This window comes from Hyphomicrobium sp. LHD-15, assembly GCF_031157355.1.
Lineage (GTDB): Bacteria > Pseudomonadota > Alphaproteobacteria > Rhizobiales > Hyphomicrobiaceae > Hyphomicrobium_C.
Genome location: NZ_JAVIFT010000006.1, coordinates 87,051 through 104,244, shown reverse-complemented (window position 1 = coordinate 104,244; position 17,194 = coordinate 87,051). Strand labels below are relative to the sequence as shown.

The following is a 17,194-nucleotide window of genomic DNA, read 5'->3' as shown; positions in this document are numbered from 1 at the left end:
TTTGCGCATAGGATTGCGCGGTGCACCATGGCATTCGCTCGCTACCGTAAATAACGGCCGTCAGGAACCAGCCGGGCTTCCGTTTTCCGGGCCAAGACAGCCTTCAGAGAACGGATGTTAACCGGCGCTCAAGTGGGGCTTGCGGAACGTGGAGAGAACGATTAGCGTACATTCACGATTTGTTTATGTGAGTCTCGCGATGTATCCGTTAGGTCAGCTCAGGATCTCGATGATCGGGTTCCTGGCACGGAGCTGGAGGGCTTTTGCTCTCTGACTCCGAAGCAATGCCGACGATAGATCGGCCGGCGCGTGTGTGCCACGCGTTCGACAGTCGCGTAAGAGGCGTTCGCGCGGAACGTCGTCGTGAACAGCAACGGAGCTCTCGGTCCTCGCTTCCATCAGGAACGCGCGGCCAGGCACGGGGAGGCATAATGCTGACGTCGAAACAAAAAGAGCTTCTGCTCTTCATCCATGACCGCATGCAGGCCGACGGTGTGCCGCCTTCGTTCGACGAGATGAAGGACGCGCTCGATCTCAAGTCGAAGTCGGGCATCCATCGGCTGATCACAGCGCTCGTAGAACGCGGCTTCATCCGCCGCCTTCCGCACCGGGCACGCGCCATCGAGGTGCTCAAGCTGCCGGAAAGCTCGACGGTCGCGGCGGTCGCAACGACCCAGGAGCCGCAGCGGCGCATCGGCTTCCAGCCAAGCGTCATCGAAGGCAACAAGGCCCGCAACATCACCGCGCCGCCGTCCCACATGCTCGACAGCCGTACCGTGTCGGTGCCGGTCATGGGCCGGATTGCGGCCGGCGTGCCGATCTCGGCGATCCAGAACCACAGCCACGACATTGCCTGCCCGCCCGATCTTCTGACCAACGGCGAACACTTTGCGCTGGAAGTGAAGGGAGATTCGATGATCGAGGCCGGCATTCACGACGGCGATACGGTCATCATCCGCCGCTGCGACACGGCCGAGAACGGCGATATCGTCGTAGCCCTCGTCGAGCAGGAAGAGGCGACCTTGAAGCGCCTTCGCAAGAAGGGCTCGACGATCGCGCTCGAAGCGGCCAACCCCGAATTCAAGACGCGCATTTTCGGACCGGATCAGGTGGACATCCAGGGCCGGCTGGTCGGGCTGATCCGGCGCTATTGATCGTCGTCGTCCGGCAAGGGGTTGTTGCCCGCTTGAGGAAGCACCGAGCCTGAAGGCTCGGTGGCGGGTTGTGCGTCTTCGCGTGGGTTAGCGCCGTTGCTCTTGGATGTCGGTGGAGGGTGTGTGCGAACGCGCTTGGCGCGCGCACGCTCGCTGTGGGCTGTCCAGGGCCGCTCTCCGCGCAGGTTTGCGACGGTTTCCACCTTCGCGATGCGCGCGGCCGCGCCTTTCGTCGGTTCCTCCAGATAGATCGCGTGGGTGCCGTCACGCTTGAGGGCCGCGCGGTCGAGAACCAGCAATGGCCGCGTGCAGCCCGCCGGTCGAGGTGGACCGGAGATCACGATGTCCGCCTTCACGCAGTCTTCGATCAGGGCCGACGGATGACGAGATACTGCAACACGCAGATCTCGCGTCGTTGCGGTGCAGCCTGCGCCATCGCAGTCGAAGCCCGGCGCGCGCAGCACGTCGGCCGGGCGGCGGGCGTCGCCGTCGCTGTCGAGCCAGCGCTGCAGCTCGAAGGATCCGGCGCGTGGGCCGTTCGCCGCGAGGCTGCCGTTGCTGCCACGTACCGCGACGAGATCGCCACCGCGGCCGACCAGGATGTCCGGCTTTGCTCCGCCTCCCGCAATCAGTACGCCGCCGCCGATGGCGATCAGGCCCAGCGCACGCCAGCGGGTCTGCCACAACGTCAGCCACAGTCCGCCCGCGATCATCAGTGCAAAACTCGCCTCGGAAATCTTCGGGATGTGCGCCACGGCGCCTGGCAGGCTCGCGACCCAATAGGCGGTCGCCGACATCATCTCGATACCTTTGGCCATCAGGCCGAGCGGAATGGCTTCTAGGCCGAATGGCAGCATGACGAGCGTCAGCAGCGCAGCAGGCATCACGATGAGGTTGCAGATCGGAACCGCGATCAGGTTCGCGAGCAGCGCGTATTGCTGGCTGCGGTGAAAGTGATAAGCGCCGAACGGCGCGACGGCGAGGCTCGCGATCACCGTCGACAGCAGAATTCCGCCGAAGAAGAACGCGATGGGACGCAGCCAGCCTTCCCGGCCCTGTTGCTCGGTGCGGGCGCGCGCGGCTTCATAGGCCGCAATCAACGAAACGACGGCCGCAAACGACATTTGAAACCCGGCATCGAGCAGGCTTTCCGGCATCAGCAGCAGGATGAACAGCGCGGCGATGGCGACGTTGCGCATGGCCAGCGCCTGGCGGTCGGCCATGACGGCGACGAACATGATCGCGGTCATCAGGAACGCGCGTAGAGTCGCCGTCGAGGGGCTCGAGATCAAGAGGTACGCGCCGGCCGCGATCAAAGCTCCAAAAGCGGCCCATTTCTTGGTCGCGAAGCGCAAGGCAATGCCGGGGAAAGCCGCCAGCAGAAGGCGGATCGACGCGAACACCGCGCCCGCCATGATCACCATGTGCAGGCCCGAAATCGAGAGGATGTGGACGAGGCCGGAGTCGCGGTAGGCCTCGTTGGTTTCTTCCGTGATGCCGCCGCGCTCACCGGTGATCAGCGAAACGGCGATGGCGCCGGCTTCCCCTGGAACGGCGGCGCGAATGCGCTCTCCGATCCATTGCCGCAGTCGTTCGAGCCCATCGCGAGCCTGCTGCAGCACTTGTTCGCGCGCCTTCGGCAGTAAGTGTTCGCGCGCCTTCGGCACGACGCTCTGCTCCCGCGCGGCGGCAGTCTCGACGATCTCGACCGGGGCGATCGAGTAGCCGGTTGCGCCGAGCTTCTGGAACCAGGCGGTGCGCGCGAAATCGTAGTCGCCGGGGAGCGTCGGGATCGACGGGGGACGTAACGAAGCGCGCAGTCGAACGGTGTCGCCCGGCTTCAGCCCCTCCCGCTTGATCATCACGCGCACGCGGATTCGTTCCGGACGCTGCTCGGGCGCGAGCCCCTTGAACTCGGTCACCCGCAGCGTGATGCGTTCGCCGCGTCCTGGGCGGGGTTCGATCAGCTCGACGATGCCTTCGACGCTCGCGCGATGCATTTCGAATGGCAGAACGGGCGCGCGCGTCCATTCGGTTCGGAGCTTGGCGACCGAGAACCCTATCGTGCCGGCGAGCAGGGCGAGCGCCGCCCCATAAAGCAGCCCACCCTTGCGGCTGGCGGCGGCGAGACCGATTGCCATGACAGGCAAAGCCAGGGCCACCCAGAGCGTCGGCTCGGCGGTGCACGAGAAGTAGACCGCGATGCCGATGCCGAGGGCAACAGGCAACCACGCGAACCAGCGGGCCCGCTCGCGTTCCAGATTTTCCCTCAGCGCGCGCCCTATCGAGAGGCGGCCCGCAAGCCGCCAGAGGGCCGGAACCGAACCCGTGCGCCGTTCGTTTCCGGGCGTTGCGTCCACTGAGCCCCCTTGCCGCCGTGCCGGCCGGAAGGGCTTCCAGGGCTCGGCTTGTCGAATGATCGACTTTCGAACCCTAGTCTCCCCTCCTCGCGCCATGCTACATGGCGGGCCAAACCTCCGAAACCCGAGCCGATCCCTGATGACCGAGACCAAACGAACGCCAAACGGCGTTCCCGTCGTGCGCTTTGCCCCTTCGCCCACCGGCTATCTGCATATCGGTGGCGCCAGGACGGCGCTGTTCAATTGGCTCTACGCTCGCGGGCGTGGCGGCAAGTACCTGCTGCGCATCGAGGATACCGACCGCGAGCGGAACAATCCCGAAGCTGTTGCGGCAATTCTCGACGGGCTGACCTGGCTCGGCCTCGACTGGGATGGCGAGCCGGTGTCGCAGTTTTCGCGCGCCGATCGCCACCGGGAGGTGGCTCAGGCCCTTCTGGAACGAGGTGGCGCCTACCGCTGCTACCTGACGGCGGCCGAGATCGACCAGATGCGCAAGGACGCCGAGGCCGAGAAGCGCCCGCTGACGATCCGTTCGCCGTGGCGCGATCGCGACCCGAGCGAAGCCCCCGCCGGCGCGACGTACACCATCCGTCTCAAAGCCCCACGCGAAGGCGAGACGGTGGTCGACGATCATGTGCAGGGCCGCGTCGTGTTCCAGAACAAAGAGCTCGACGATCTCATCATCCTGCGCAGCGACGGCAACCCGACCTACAATCTTGCGGTGGTCCTCGACGACCATGACATGGGCGTGACGCACGTCGTTCGCGGCGTCGACCACCTCACCAACGCTGCCCGTCAATCGCAGATCTATCTTGGCATGGGGTGGGACATCCCCGAATGGGCGCACGTTCCGCTGATCCACGGTGCGGACGGGGCCAAGTTGTCGAAGCGACACGGCGCGCAGGGCGTCGAGGAGTATCGCGCCATGGGCTATCTGCCTGCGGCGCTCCGAAACTACCTCGTGCGGCTCGGCTGGAGCCACGGCGACGACGAGATCATCTCGACCGAGGATCTGATCCGCTGGTTCGACATCGACGGCATCAACAAGAGCGCGGCGCGCTTCGACTTCAAGAAGCTCGACGATCTCAACGGCCACTATCTGCGCAATGCACCCGACGCCGAGCTTCTCGCCGGCATCCAGAGTGTGCTGCCGCATCTGGATTTTGCGTCGCTCCGGGCCATTCCGGTCGATCCGAAGGCTCCGGCTCGCTCAGACATCGCGCTCGCCCGTGAGGTCGAGGCGCAGGTGCCGGGCGTTGCAAGCGGCGCCGACCTCGCGCGCCTGTTCGAAGCCAAGGGCTGGGACAAGCTCGCGGCCGCGCTTCCCTCTCTTCGGGAGCGCGCCAAGACCCTCACTGAGCTGATCGGACAAGCGCTGTTCATTGTTGCGACCCGCCCCTTGTCGCTCGACGACAAAGCGCAGAAGCTGATCGACGCCGATGCCAAGTCGGTTCTTTCCGCACTTGCGCCGCGTCTCGAAGCATCGGCAGAATGGACCGCTCCTGCGCTCGAAGCGCTCGTCCGCACCTATGCCGAAGAGACGGGAGCCAAACTCGGTAAGGTTGCGCAACCACTTCGCTCCGCGTTGACGGGGCGCACGGTCTCTCCGCCCGTTTTCGATGTGATGAGTGTGCTCGGCAAAGAGGAATCGCTCGCACGCATCGCCGACCAATCAAGCTGACCGGTTTTCGGGCGTTTGCCCAATCGAACGTCCTGCAAATCGGCTTTCCGGCTTGCTTCCGAAGTGACTATACTGCAGTGCAGCATCAGGACTCAACGCGCGTCCAGCCCGTCGGGCTCGACTGATCCGAAACCAACTACGGTCCTTGATCCAAGGAGAAGCGGAATGGGCATCCAGGAAAGCTCAACCCCCAAAGCGGAGGACGCGACCCGCCAGGCCGAGCTCTCGCTCAACGGCAAGCCGGTTTCGCTCGATATCCGGAGCGGGACGATCGGCCCAGACGTGATCGATATCGCGAAGGTCTACCGGGAAACCGGGTGCTTCACCTACGATCCGGGGTTCACGTCGACCGCGAACTGTTCGTCGCAGATCACCTACATCGACGGCGACAAGGGCGAGCTGCTCTATCGCGGCTATTCGATCGACGAACTGGCCGAGAACTCGAACTTCCTCGCGACCTGCTACCTGCTGCTGCACGGCGAGCTGCCGACCAACGACGAATTCAAGGCGTTCCGCCACACGATCACGCGCCACACGATGGTGCACGAGCAGATGACGCGGTTCTTCACCGGGTTCCGGCGTGACGCGCATCCGATGTCGATCATGGTTGCGGTGGTCGGCGCGCTTTCCGCGTTTTATCACGACTCAACCGACATCAACGATCCGAGGCAGCGCGAAACGGCGAGCCATCGCATGATCGCGAAGATGCCGACGATCGCAGCCATGGCCTACAAGTATTCGATCGGCCAGCCGTTCATCTATCCGCGCAACGATCTCGATTACACGTCGAACTTTCTGCAGATGTGTTTCTCGGTTCCGTGCGAGCCGTACATCGTCAATCCGGTCGTCGCGCGCGCGCTCGACCGCATCTTCATCCTGCATGCCGATCACGAGCAGAACGCCTCGACCTCTACGGTGCGTCTCGCCGGATCGTCGGGCGCTAATCCGTTCGCGTGCATCGCGGCCGGGATCGCCTGTCTCTGGGGGCCTGCCCATGGCGGCGCCAACGAAGCCGCGCTCAACATGCTGCAGGAGATCGGCTCCGTCGAACGCATCCCCGAGTTCATCGCCAAGGCTAAGGACAAGTCGTCGGGCTTCCGTCTGATGGGCTTCGGGCATCGCGTCTACAAGAACTACGATCCACGCGCCAAGGTGATGCAGAAGACCTGCCATCAGGTGCTCGACGAGCTCGACAAGCGCAACGACCCGCTGTTGAAGGTTGCGATGGAGCTCGAGCGGATCGCGCTGCAGGACGAGTACTTCGTTTCGAAGAAGCTCTATCCGAACATCGACTTCTATTCGGGCATCACGCTGCGTGCGATGGGCTTCCCCGTCGACATGTTCACGGTGCTGTTCGCGGTTGCGCGCACCGTCGGCTGGATCGCGCAGTGGAAGGAGATGATCGAGGATCCGGAGCAGCGTATCGGCCGCCCGCGTCAGCTCTACATCGGCCCGGCGCGCCGCTCCTTCCCGGCACGCGCGTAACTCAGCACGATCTCGGCGGCGATCCCACTCGGCTCCTTGCCGCCTTCGATCCTGATCAGACCCGGAATACGCGCAAGGCCCGCAAGCTGCGCGCGTCTTTCCGGGGTGTCGCTCAGGAGCGGCATCAGTGCGGCTGCGAGATTTTCGGGCGAGCTTTTTTCCTGATGAAACTCGGGGAACACGTTCTCGCCGAGCACGAGGTTCGCGAGCACGGTGGTCGGGGCTTTGATCATGCGGCGCAGGAATGGCGCGGCAACCGGATCGACGCGATAGGCGACGACCATCGGTGTGCCGGCGAGCGCGAGTTCGAGGGTGACGGTGCCGGAAGCGGCCAAGGCGGCATGGGCCAGCTTGAACGCGCGGAACTTGTCGTCCGGGTCTTCCAGGAGATGCGCGGTCACGGGCCAGCCCTTGCGCTTCTGCTCGATCAGCGCGCGCACATGCGGCACGCACGGCAGGAGCACCTGGGGCGCGGGACCTCGCTCACACAGCAGCCGCAGCGTATCGCCAAACGGCTCCATCAGGCGTCCAACCTCCGAGGAGCGACTGCCAGGAAGTGCCACGATAATCGGGCGGGCGGGGTCGAGCCCCAAGCGTGCCCGTAACGGCTCGGTATCGAGATTGCTCAACCAATCGAGGCGTTCGATCAGCGCGTGGCCGACGTAGGTGCACGGCGGGCCGCCGAGACGTTCGTGGGCAGCAGGCTCGAACGGCAGCAGGCCCAGGACATGATCCACATAGTGGCGCATCTTGCGGGCGCGCCCCGGCCGCCAGGCCCAGACGCTCGGGCTCACGTAATCGACGATCGGGATGTCGGGCCGGCGCTTGCGGATACGCTTGGCGATCGGATGGGTGAATTCGGGGCTGTCGATGATGACGACAGCGTCGGGCTCGAAGCGAATTGCACGATCGACCGTACCGTAGACGCTCTTCAGGATGCGCGGCAAATGCCTCAGGATCGACAGCGGCCCCATGACCGCGACATCCGACATCGGGAAATCTGAGACGAAGCCTTCCGCTTCCATCTCGTCGCCGCCCACACCCGCAAGCGTCAGGCGGTCGCCGACACGCTGGCGCAGGGCGGCGATCAGCTTGGCGCCGAGCGCATCTCCGGAGTGCTCGCCCGCGATGAGAAAAATGCGCAGCTTCTCGTTGCTGGCGCCGGATGCGTTCGGCTGTGCGCGGCTTGCGGCGTCGCTCATGATGCGGCTCCGTTCTGATGATCGCGGATGACGATGAAAAGGCCGCTTGCTTCTGCCTCGGCGACGATTGCGGCCGGCACCGCGGCCGCCTCTCGTGCGATCGCAAGTCCGGCATAGCCGGATTTCGCAACCGCTTCCATAACCGGGCGGGTCAGATCCGACGTCTCCCGCAAAGCGGCCACGCCACGCCGCCTGCGCGTGATGCTCGCCCACTGACGCAGTCCGGCTGCGCGTGCGATCGTGGCCTCCGGACCTTCGTCGACTTCAACCGCCAGCACGTGATTGCGCACGACGACGGCGGCGCGTCCCACGTTAAAGGGGGTCAGCGCATCGAGCACCGCGAGGCCTTTTACGGCATCGTGGGTCGCGTGCTTCTCGGGCGCGATACGGCCCAAGCAGCGGAACTTCACGACGACATTGCGCGGGTTGAAACGGCGCGGCGGTGCTTCTTCCTGGCGATCCTCCACACCCTCGACGAAGACGCCCGCGGCATCGGCCCGCTCGAGCGTCAGCGCGCGTTCGGCAACGACTACCTTGCCGGCTTCCACGGCGATGCCGTCGAGCCCCGCCTCGAGGGCTCCCTTGACCGTCGCGGGGCCGATGGCGGGCATGTCGACGCGCAGATCCTGACCGGGCTTCGAACGCTTGACCAGCACACCGGCGCGACCCACCCCGGCTGTACGCTTGGCCGCCCTGCGGGCGATCATGCGGTCGGTCCCCTCGGCGCCTTCGATGGCTTCGATTTCGTCTTCGGACACGATCACGCTCTGGCCGATGTCATAGGCGCCGAGCGCACGCACGAGCTCGAACCCTTTGCGGATGTCGGCCTGATCGCGAGCAGACGATGCGGTCTTGCCGATGGGGCCGGCGGCGATGACGAGATTTGGTGCGGCATCGCCCGGACCGATGATGGTGATCCCGTGCTGCTCGAAGAACCGCACGACGCGGCGGAGCACGCTGTCGTCGCCGCCGGATGCGACGATCTTCACGATCTGCGGAAGGTAGCGGAAAAAGCCGAGGTCGGGTTTCAGAATGCCGATCTCGGGGCGATGGACACGGCCGACGATGACCAGCTCAGTCGCGCGCGCTTGTTTGAGCGTGCGGATCATGGCGCCGATCTGGCCCCAGTTGACCCGGGTTACGGGGTGGGTGCCGAAGTCGGCATCGGCCTCACCCTCGATCGCGACGACGGCCACAAGGCGCCCCTCGCGCGCGAGCTCATCCGCGATCTCGCGGGGCAACTCGCCGCCTCCGGCCAATATTCCGACCCGCCGTGTGCCGTTCATTTGTGCCCGCGCCTGCCGCTGATCCCCGGAAGGCTATAGGACGGGCAGCAGGCAGCAGGCAACCGGCAGGATCATAAAAGAAAACAGCCGGCAGCGGACCGATTGTCCCTGCCGGCTGCCTATTGCCCGCTGCCGATTTTTTAGATGTCGAGGGTGTTGTCGCGTTCCCACTGCGTGAAGTGGGTCGAGAAGCTGTTCCACTCGTTGGTCTTGAGCTTGATGTAGGCGGACGAGAACTCGCTGCCGAGCGCTTCCTTGAGGCCGGTGTCCTTGTCGAAGTTACGGATCGCATCGAGCAGGTTGAGCGGCAGCTTGGGCGCGTCCTTAACGGTGTGCCCTTCCTGGTACATGTCGATGTCGAGGCGCTTGCCGGGGTGGGCGTTGCGCTCGATGCCTTCGAGGCCGGCCGCGATGATGACGGCCTGCAGAAGGTAGGGGTTGGCAGCGCCGTCAGGCAGGCGCAGCTCGAAGCGGCCCTTGCCCGGCACGCGCACCATGTGCGTGCGGTTGTTGCCGGTCCAGGTGACGCTGTTCGGCGACCAGGTGGCGCCGGAGAGCGTGCGCGGCGCGTTGATGCGCTTGTAGGAGTTGACCGTCGGGTTGGTGATGGCGGCGAGCGCTTCGGCGTGCTGCATGATGCCGCCGAGGAAATTGTAGCCCTGCTTCGAGAGCCCCATCTCGTCGCTGTTGTCGAAGAACATGTTGGTCTTGCCGGTCGCAGCGTCCCACACCGAGATGTGGGCGTGGCAGCCGTTGCCGGTCAGCGTCGGAAACGGCTTCGGCATGAACGTCGCGCGGAGGCCGTGCTTTTCGGCGACGGACTTCACCATGTACTTGAAGAACGAGTGCCGATCGGCGGTGATCAGCGCGTCATCGAAGTTCCAGTTCATCTCGAACTGGCCGTTGGCGTCCTCGTGATCGTTCTGGTATGGGCCCCAGCCGAGTTCGAGCATGTAGTCGCAGATTTCGGAAATAACGTCGTAGCGGCGCATCAGCGCCTGCTGATCGTAGCAGGGCTTTGCGGCCTGGTCCTTGGGATCGGAAATGCCGGTACCGTCGGCGTTGATCAGGAAGTATTCGCACTCGACGCCGGTCTTGACGCGCAGACCCTTGGCGGCGGCCTTGGCGACCTGGTTCTTCAAGACAACGCGCGGCGACTGCGCGACGTTCTTGTCCTCCATGACGCAATCGGCCGCGACCCAAGCCACCTCGGGCTTCCAGGGAAGCTGGATGAGCCCTGCCGGATCCGGCATGCCGAACATGTCGGGATGGGCGGGCGTCATGTCGAGCCACGTCGCAAAGCCCGCGAAGCCGGCGCCGTCTTTCTGGATTTCCGCGATCGCGGCGGCCGGTACCAGCTTGGCGCGCTGGAAGCCGAACAGATCGGTGAACGAGATCATGAAGTAGCGGATGCCGCGCTCTTTTGCGACTTGAGCCAGATCCTGTGACATATGCTTTTCCCCGGACACGGTTACATGTGAGTTGGCGATCGATTTTTGCTTCCAGAATTTCCAAAACATCGATCGTCTCGGACTGAATGAAGATGCTCCGACCCGAGAGCCGGAGCTTCGCTGCTAGAGATTCCCCTGCCCTGGGATCCAGCTCGTTCCCGAAAGCGGAACGCGCGCCATGGCGGCCGCCTCGATGGTGAGAGCGCAGAGATCCTCGGGCTCGAGATTGTGGACGTGATTGTGCCCGGCGGCGCGTGCGATGGTCTGCAGCTCGAGCGTCATGACCTTGAGATAGTTGGCGAGGCGGCGGCCTGCGCGAACCGGATCGAGGCGCTTCGCAAGCTCCGCATCCTGCGTGGTGATGCCGGCCGGATCGCGTCCCTCATGCCAATCGTCGTAGGCGCCGGCCGTCGTGTTCAGCTTGGCATATTCGGCTTCGAGGTCGGGATCGTTGTCGCCGAGGGCGACCAGCGCGGCGGTGCCGATCGAGACCGCATCCGCGCCCAGCGCCAGCGCCTTCGCGGCATCGGCGCCGTTGCGGATGCCGCCGGAAACGATCAGCTGCACCTTGCGGTGCATGCCGAGATCCTGAAGCGCCTGAACAGCAGGCCGAATGCAAGCGAGCGTCGGCTGGCCGACATGTTCGATGAAGACTTCCTGGGTGGCAGCGGTGCCGCCCTGCATACCGTCGACGACGACCACGTCAGCGCCGGCTTTCACGGCAAGCGCGACGTCGTAGTAGGGCCGTGCGCCGCCGACCTTGATGTAGATCGGCTTCTCCCAATCGGTGATCTCACGCAGCTCGAGGATCTTGATTTCGAGATCGTCGGGACCGGTCCAATCCGGATGGCGGCAGGCCGATCGCTGGTCGATGCCCTTGGGCAGCGTGCGCATCTCGGCGACGCGATCGGAGATCTTCTGGCCGAGCAGCATGCCACCGCCGCCGGGCTTTGCGCCCTGCCCGACGACGACCTCGATGGCATCCGCTTTGCGCAGATCGTCGGGGTTCATGCCGTAGCGCGACGGGAGATACTGATAGACGAGCTTTTCGGATTGCCCGCGCTCCTCGGGCGTCATGCCGCCGTCGCCGGTGGTGGTCGATGTGCCGGCGAGGGTTGCGCCGCGTCCGAGTGCTTCCTTGGCGTTGGCGGAGAGCGAACCGAAGCTCATGCCGGCGATGGTGATCGGGATCTTGAGCTCGATCGGCTTCTTCGCGAAACGGGTGCCGAGCGTCACTGCCGTCGAGCATTTCTCGCGATAGCCCTCGAGCGGGTAGCGCGACATGGAGGCGCCGAGGAACAGGAGATCGTCGAAGTGCGGGACCTTGCGCTTCGCGCCGCCGCCGCGAATGTCATAGATGCCGGTTTGCGCGGCGCGACGGATTTCCGAAAGCGTGTAGTCGTCGAAGGTTGCGGATTTGCGGGGCGTGGTCGGCGGATTTTGATAGCTCATCAGTAAGCGTCCGCGTTGTCGATGTTGAAGGTGTAGAGCTTGCGTGCAGAGCCGTAGCGCTTGAATTCCGAAGTCTTGACGTCGGTCACGCCCGCCTTCTCAAGCAGTGCAGACAGGGCCTCGTGATGCTCGGGGCGCATCTCTTTCTCGATGCAATCGGCGCCGAGGCTCTTCACTTTGCCGCGCACGAACAGCTTGGCTTCGTAGATGCTGTCACCGAGCGCATCGCCCGCATCGCCGAGCACGACCAGATGCCCGCTCTGCGCCATGAACGCCGACATGTGGCCGATGTTGCCTTTGACGACGATGTCGATGCCCTTCATCGAGATGCCGCAGCGCGAGGAGGCGTTGCCTTCGATCAGCAGCAGGCCGCCGCGGCCTGTCGCGCCGGCGTACTGGCTCGCATCTCCCTTCACGACGACCTTTCCGGACATCATGTTCTCGGCCGTGCCGGGCCCCGCGGAGCCGTGCACGACGATGGTCGCGTGCTTGTTCATGCCGGCGCAGTAGTAGCCGACGGAGCCGCGAATGGTGACCGTGATCGGCGCGTCGACGCCGACCGCGACCGAATGCTGGCCGCGAGGATTCAACACCTCCCACTCGGTTTCGTTGGTTCCATCCTTCAACTGGTGGAGACTGCTGTTGAGCTCGCGGAGCGACGTTTTCTCAAGATCGATCGACCGCATGTTGTCAGCGCTCCCAGAAGTAGACGGTTGCAGGCTCGGGCTCCCAGACCTTTGCGTCCTCGATGCCGGGCAGTCCGGCCAGCGCGCGATACTCGGAACCGAACGCGACATAATCGTCGGTTTCGGCCAGCACCGCGGGCTTGCAGGCGATGGGATCGCGGAGCACGCCGAAGCCGTTCTTGGTTCCGACGACGAAGGTGAAAAAGCCGTCGAGATCCTCAAGGCTCTTTTCGAGTGCCTCGCCCAGATTGAGGCCCTGGTTCATGCGCCAGGTAAGATAGGCCGCGGCGACCTCGCTGTCGTTCTGGGTCTCGAAGGTCATGCCGTCGTGCTTGAGCTCGCGGCGCAGGTTGTTGTGGTTCGAGAGCGAGCCGTTGTGGACGAGGCACTGGTCGGGGCCGGTCGAGAATGGATGCGCGCCCATCGTGGTGACGGCGCTCTCGGTCGCCATGCGCGTGTGGCCGATGGCGTGCGTGCCGGTCATTTTCGCAAGAGCGAAGCGCTCGGCGACGTCGGTCGGGTAGCCGACCTCCTTGTAGATCTCGATGGAGTCGCCGCTGCCCATGATGCGGATGCTCGGATGGCCGGCGCGGATGGCCTCGCGCGCCAAGTCGGCCTTGTCGGCAGGGCAGGTCAGAACGGCGTGGGTCGATTTGATCTCAAGCTTGGCTTTGGCGTCGATCGCCTTCTCAACCGCCTTTGCTAGACCGTCGAAATCCGTGTCGGGATCGGGAGACTGCAGGGTGATCTTGGCCTTGCCGGACTTCGGCGCCCCGTAGACCGCGAAGCCCGCAGAATCCGGGCCTCGCTCGCACATCGTCGCCAGCATTCCGGCCGTCAGCTCTCCGAGCCGAGGCTCAAGCGCCTTGTTCTTGATGAAAAGGCCGACAATCCCGCACATCGGTCACCCCCCGATTTCGTTTGTTTCCTAAAAGTTGACTAAGCAGCAACAAACCACCAATTCCACTGGTATGCAACTAATTTTCCTGTAGGGATAATCTGGAAGGGTTTCGGCGCCACTTTTCGTAATTGAGGCGGGCCAGCCGGTAGGCATCCGGGATTGAGAGGGCCCAAACAAAAAGCCCTGCGGCCGAGCGGCCGATGAACGAGTGCTCCGGCGTGGTCGTGTGCCAGGAGACCAAAGCCAGAAGAAGCGCGAAGAATGCGAAGCCGAAACCCCGTTGCGGCTGTCCCACTGCGACGTGCCCCATTCCGGGCAGTACAATCGCCAATGCAAGAACCATGTAAGGATTGAGCGGGCGGCGGGTCTGGGTCATGCGTAGAGGGCCTCTCTCTCGGTTTTTTCGATCGGGGCGCGGAGGGTTTCGAGTTCCGCAAGCGCCGCTCCAAGCTCATCGGCCGTGACGACAGCCTGATCAAAGACGGCCTGGCGCAACAGCAGGTATTCGCCACGCCTCCCCTCGTCGGCCTGGCGGATGATCCGCAGTCCCTGAGGCGTGATGTCAATCTCCTTGACGCGCGGATCCTCAAGGATCCTAGCCATTGACGGCGTTAGTTTTTCCAGGAGTTTCGCGGCGCCGGCATGCTCGCTCCGCACGATCACCTCGCTCGGAAACGACGGCGGCGTATCGAGGACGTGAAGGTAGCCCGTCGTCAGGCTGTAGAACTCGTATCCGGACGGGCGAACGAGCACGGCGAGGCCGCTCGTAACGTCAATGCGGTCGAGCATCGTCACCTGCAGCCAGAGCTGGGGAAGTCTCCGGATGGTCATTGTGTCGCTGATCAGCCGGACGTCGACATTGCGACGGCCGCAGCGCCCGCTGATACGCGGAAAGCTGTCTCCGTCGTGGGTGAGTGCATAGCGATCGAACACGTCTGCACAACCATCGAGCAGACCTATGCGGCTCAGCCGCAAGGCCTTGTGATCGCGCAACGCGAGCCAAACGAGGGGGCTGGCGAAAACCAGCAACAACAGTGCTGCCGAGGCGTTGGACACAGGTCTCTCACTCCGCTCGAACTTGATCGGAGACCCAGGCGGGACCGTGGCCCGTCGGGGCCTTATGATTGGGTGTTGCGCATGGCGCGATCCGGGCCTGCCGAACCGCGCCATGCCGTCTTGGATCGGATCAGTATCCGACCGGCTTAGGCCAAGGCATCGTGAACTGCGCTCCGCGACGCACGAACTTGTAGCGGTGCAGCGCGAACCACAGCGAAGCAACGATGTAGAACACCATCATCGCGATGAGCTGCGTGCCGTAGCCCAGGAACACCGCGAAGTAGGTGGCGGAGCACAGGAGCAGCAGCACGATGGCCGGCAGCGGATGGAACGGGTGCACGTAGCCCCGCTTGATCGTGCCGAGCGGCCACTTCTGCCGGAACATCATGACGCCGATCGCCATGTACGTGTACTCGAGCAAGCCCGACAGGATCGAGAACGTGATCACCTGATCGAGCGGAGCGAAGTACGCGAACACCAGAGCCACCGGCACCAGGAACACGATCGACCGATAGGGCGTGCGGTACTTCGGATGCACCGCGCCGAACACCTGCGGCAGATAACGATCGCGGCCCATCGAGAACCAGGCGCGGGATGCGTCGTTGATGCAGCCGTTGGCGGAGGCCAGCGTCGAGAAGATCGTGCCGATGAACAGCAAGACCATCAGGACGTTGGAATCCGTGAGACGGGCCGCATCGAACAGAGGCGTCACGGCCTGACCCAGATATTCCCACGGCATGATGCCCGCGCAGATGTACCAGGTCATCGTTGCTGCGATCAGCAGCGTGATGATGCCGGTCATGGTGCCGAGAGGGAGGGCGCGCGCTGGCGAGCGGACCTCTTCGGCGGCCTGCGTCGTGCCCTCGATGCCGAGGTAGTACCACATGCCGAAGTGAAGGGCGGCGAGCACGCCGAGCCAGCCATAAGGCAAGCCGGTCAGCAGTTCGCCGTGCTTCATGTAGACGCTGCTCCAGGGCTGAACTGCAAAGAACAGCACCCAGATCGCAACGAACGCGATCGCCGTGATGACGAGGTTGAACGTGAGCGTCGCGTAGACACCGCGATAGTTGAGCCACGCGAGGAACATGATCGTCAAAACGATGAACGGCTTATCGTGGGTTTCGGGAAACCCTGCCATCGAGCCGACCGTCTGCACGAGGTAGCCGAGCGTGATGGCGTTGGCCGCTTCGAGCATGGTGTAGGCGAAGACCAGGAACAGGCCCACGTTGAAGGCCATCAATGGCCCAACGATGTGCTTGGCCTGGGCATACTGACCGCCGGCCGCAGCGACCGTGGAGGTCACTTCGGAATCGATCATCGCCACGCAGGTGTAGAGAAGACCGGCCACCCAGCAGGCGATCAGCGCGGCGATGGCGCCGCCTTTGCCGACTGCGAAGTTCCAGCCCATGTACTCGCCCACGAGCACGATGCCGACGCCAAGCGCCCACACGTGACCCGGACCAAGCACGCGCAACAGCGAGATCTTCTCGCCGTGAATTGCTGTTGTCTGAGTCACCGGTGACCTCCCTGGTGGGTCGGATCGATGACGAGCGCATCTTCGATTTCACCCTCCTGGGACGAGGTCAGCAGCTCTTCGCTGTAAGTCCGGTCCGTGCGAATGAGATCGATCAGCATCCATAGGCCGAGGAGCGCGGAGAGGCCCCAGGCCGCGTATTCGAGCAGTTGGAAATTATTCACGGGATCCCCTCCCTCACTTTTTGCCGTTGAACCGTTCGTCGATCACGTCCCGGTATTCCTTCCGGGACCAGTGAAAGACGATGAAGAAGTAGCCGAGCACCACCAGGGCGGTGACCGCGAGTTCGACAGGGTCGAACGCGTAGTCGAAGCGCGCGGCGATCAGCTCAGCGGCCGATGTCGCGTTCTCTTCCGTTTTGGGTCCTGGGGTGAAGCCAAGCTTCTCCCACTGGGCCTGCATGGTCGCGTTTTGACCCATACCGGTCCACGAGGTGTCCTTCAGCTCGAGCATGGTTTTGCCGCCGCCCGCAAGGCCGAGATAAAGCGGCACGAAAAGGGCAGCGAGCACGAGGGCGAGGAGAAAAAAGGTATCGAAAGTCTGGCCGATCGCAGACTGCGTCGGCGGCTTATACGGCGTCTTGGCCATGGCTCTTTCTCCCCTACGCCTTCGACTTTTTCATTTCGTCGAGGTAGTGGATGTCGAGCCCGTAGATGTGCTCCTTGTCTTCCGCGTAGTGGCTGATCATCGCGAGGATCGATGCGGAATTGAACAAGAGAACGAGACCGCCGGCGACGCCGAGGGCCTCCAGGACGCCGTCGGTCGGAGCGCTTTCCGACAATCGCCAGTAGACGAAGCCGTAGACCGCCCAGAGAACAAGAACTGCGCCGAACGCCCATATGCGGTCGCCGGCGAACATAGAATGGACGCGTGGATCCGATGCTTTTTGTTGCATTAAACTCCCCCTTGGATGGGTTTTGAGGGTTCCTCCTGGTGTTGCCTGTGA

Annotated in this window: 16 protein-coding genes; 3 read left to right on the top strand and 13 right to left on the bottom strand. The window is 63.8% G+C overall.

Features of this window, described 5'->3' with window-relative positions; translation table 11 throughout:
* Positions 1–431 precede the first annotated feature (431 nt).
* Positions 432–1,154, top strand: coding sequence for a transcriptional repressor LexA (lexA, locus tag RCO24_RS16650; RefSeq protein WP_308963701.1), 723 nt, complete (start codon positions 432–434; stop codon positions 1,152–1,154).
* Here lexA and RCO24_RS16645 read toward each other — a convergent pair.
* Positions 1,148–3,514, bottom strand: a complete 2,367-nt coding sequence (locus RCO24_RS16645; protein WP_308963700.1) for a ComEC/Rec2 family competence protein — start codon at positions 3,512–3,514, stop codon at positions 1,148–1,150. The genes lexA and RCO24_RS16645 overlap by 7 nt on opposite strands.
* 139 nt (positions 3,515–3,653) lie before the next feature.
* Between RCO24_RS16645 and gltX the strand changes: the two genes are divergently transcribed.
* Positions 3,654–5,195 carry a glutamate--tRNA ligase gene (gene gltX / locus RCO24_RS16640; protein WP_308963698.1) on the top strand — a complete coding sequence of 514 codons (1,542 nt, stop codon included), beginning with the start codon at positions 3,654–3,656 and terminating at the stop codon, positions 5,193–5,195.
* A gap of 165 nt (positions 5,196–5,360) precedes the next feature.
* Positions 5,361–6,680 carry a citrate synthase gene (gene gltA / locus RCO24_RS16635; protein WP_308963696.1) on the top strand — a complete coding sequence of 440 codons (1,320 nt, stop codon included), beginning with the start codon at positions 5,361–5,363 and terminating at the stop codon, positions 6,678–6,680.
* On the opposite strand, the gene lpxB is transcribed toward gltA, so the two are convergent.
* The 12 genes from lpxB to RCO24_RS16575 form a co-directional block, all read right to left on the bottom strand.
* The gene (gene lpxB, locus RCO24_RS16630; RefSeq protein ID WP_308963694.1) at positions 6,638–7,882 is read right to left on the bottom strand and encodes a lipid-A-disaccharide synthase; all 1,245 of its coding nucleotides are present in this window, start codon (positions 7,880–7,882) and stop codon (positions 6,638–6,640) included. The genes gltA and lpxB overlap by 43 nt on opposite strands.
* Entirely contained in the window at positions 7,879–9,168 is a 1,290-nt protein-coding gene (locus RCO24_RS16625; protein ID WP_308963692.1) for a UDP-2,3-diacylglucosamine diphosphatase LpxI domain-containing protein, read from the bottom strand. Before RCO24_RS16625 ends, lpxB begins: the two co-directional genes overlap by 4 nt.
* A gap of 140 nt (positions 9,169–9,308) precedes the next feature.
* Entirely contained in the window at positions 9,309–10,619 is a 1,311-nt protein-coding gene (glnT, locus tag RCO24_RS16620) for a type III glutamate--ammonia ligase (RefSeq protein ID WP_308963690.1), read from the bottom strand.
* Between the two features lie 123 nt (positions 10,620–10,742).
* Positions 10,743–12,071: an FMN-binding glutamate synthase family protein gene (locus tag RCO24_RS16615; protein ID WP_308963688.1), complete on the bottom strand. Its 1,329-nt coding sequence runs from the start codon at positions 12,069–12,071 to the stop codon at positions 10,743–10,745.
* On the bottom strand, positions 12,071–12,757 hold the full coding sequence (locus RCO24_RS16610; protein ID WP_308963687.1) for a GXGXG domain-containing protein: 687 nt from the start codon (positions 12,755–12,757) through the stop codon (positions 12,071–12,073). Before RCO24_RS16610 ends, RCO24_RS16615 begins: the two co-directional genes overlap by 1 nt.
* A 4-nt stretch (positions 12,758–12,761) precedes the next feature.
* Complete coding sequence (locus RCO24_RS16605; protein ID WP_308963686.1) at positions 12,762–13,658, bottom strand: glutamine amidotransferase family protein; 897 nt, start codon at positions 13,656–13,658, stop codon at positions 12,762–12,764.
* A 76-nt stretch (positions 13,659–13,734) separates the two neighbouring features.
* Entirely contained in the window at positions 13,735–14,034 is a 300-nt protein-coding gene (locus RCO24_RS16600; protein ID WP_308963684.1) for a hypothetical protein, read from the bottom strand.
* Positions 14,031–14,714 carry a hypothetical protein gene (locus RCO24_RS16595; protein ID WP_308963683.1) on the bottom strand — a complete coding sequence of 228 codons (684 nt, stop codon included), beginning with the start codon at positions 14,712–14,714 and terminating at the stop codon, positions 14,031–14,033. Before RCO24_RS16595 ends, RCO24_RS16600 begins: the two co-directional genes overlap by 4 nt.
* Positions 14,715–14,844: 130 nt before the next feature.
* Positions 14,845–16,230, bottom strand: a complete 1,386-nt coding sequence (locus tag RCO24_RS16590; RefSeq protein ID WP_308963681.1) for an amino acid permease — start codon at positions 16,228–16,230, stop codon at positions 14,845–14,847.
* The gene (locus RCO24_RS16585) at positions 16,227–16,412 is read right to left on the bottom strand and encodes a hypothetical protein (protein WP_308963679.1); all 186 of its coding nucleotides are present in this window, start codon (positions 16,410–16,412) and stop codon (positions 16,227–16,229) included. Before RCO24_RS16585 ends, RCO24_RS16590 begins: the two co-directional genes overlap by 4 nt.
* 13 nt (positions 16,413–16,425) lie before the next feature.
* Entirely contained in the window at positions 16,426–16,836 is a 411-nt protein-coding gene (locus RCO24_RS16580) for a hypothetical protein (RefSeq protein WP_308963677.1), read from the bottom strand.
* Between the two features lie 13 nt (positions 16,837–16,849).
* Positions 16,850–17,143 carry a hypothetical protein gene (locus RCO24_RS16575; RefSeq protein WP_308963675.1) on the bottom strand — a complete coding sequence of 98 codons (294 nt, stop codon included), beginning with the start codon at positions 17,141–17,143 and terminating at the stop codon, positions 16,850–16,852.
* Positions 17,144–17,194: the final 51 nt, after the last annotated feature.

Excerpts from the sequence above, each read along its gene's own strand:
- gltA (WP_308963696.1), top strand. The coding sequence starts at position 5,361 with ATGGGCATCCAGGAAAGCTCAACCCCCAAAGCGGAGGACGCGACCCGC.
- lexA (WP_308963701.1), top strand. The coding sequence starts at position 432 with ATGCTGACGTCGAAACAAAAAGAGCTTCTGCTCTTCATCCATGACCGC.
- glnT (WP_308963690.1), bottom strand. The coding sequence starts at position 10,619 with ATGTCACAGGATCTGGCTCAAGTCGCAAAAGAGCGCGGCATCCGCTAC.
- RCO24_RS16605 (WP_308963686.1), bottom strand. The coding sequence starts at position 13,658 with ATGTGCGGGATTGTCGGCCTTTTCATCAAGAACAAGGCGCTTGAGCCT.
- RCO24_RS16575 (WP_308963675.1), bottom strand. The coding sequence starts at position 17,143 with ATGCAACAAAAAGCATCGGATCCACGCGTCCATTCTATGTTCGCCGGC.
- lpxB (WP_308963694.1), bottom strand. The coding sequence starts at position 7,882 with ATGAGCGACGCCGCAAGCCGCGCACAGCCGAACGCATCCGGCGCCAGC.
- RCO24_RS16610 (WP_308963687.1), bottom strand. The coding sequence starts at position 12,757 with ATGCGGTCGATCGATCTTGAGAAAACGTCGCTCCGCGAGCTCAACAGC.
- RCO24_RS16580 (WP_308963677.1), bottom strand. The coding sequence starts at position 16,836 with ATGGCCAAGACGCCGTATAAGCCGCCGACGCAGTCTGCGATCGGCCAG.
- RCO24_RS16625 (WP_308963692.1), bottom strand. The coding sequence starts at position 9,168 with ATGAACGGCACACGGCGGGTCGGAATATTGGCCGGAGGCGGCGAGTTG.
- RCO24_RS16600 (WP_308963684.1), bottom strand. The coding sequence starts at position 14,034 with ATGACCCAGACCCGCCGCCCGCTCAATCCTTACATGGTTCTTGCATTG.
- gltX (WP_308963698.1), top strand. The coding sequence starts at position 3,654 with ATGACCGAGACCAAACGAACGCCAAACGGCGTTCCCGTCGTGCGCTTT.
- RCO24_RS16615 (WP_308963688.1), bottom strand. The coding sequence starts at position 12,071 with ATGAGCTATCAAAATCCGCCGACCACGCCCCGCAAATCCGCAACCTTC.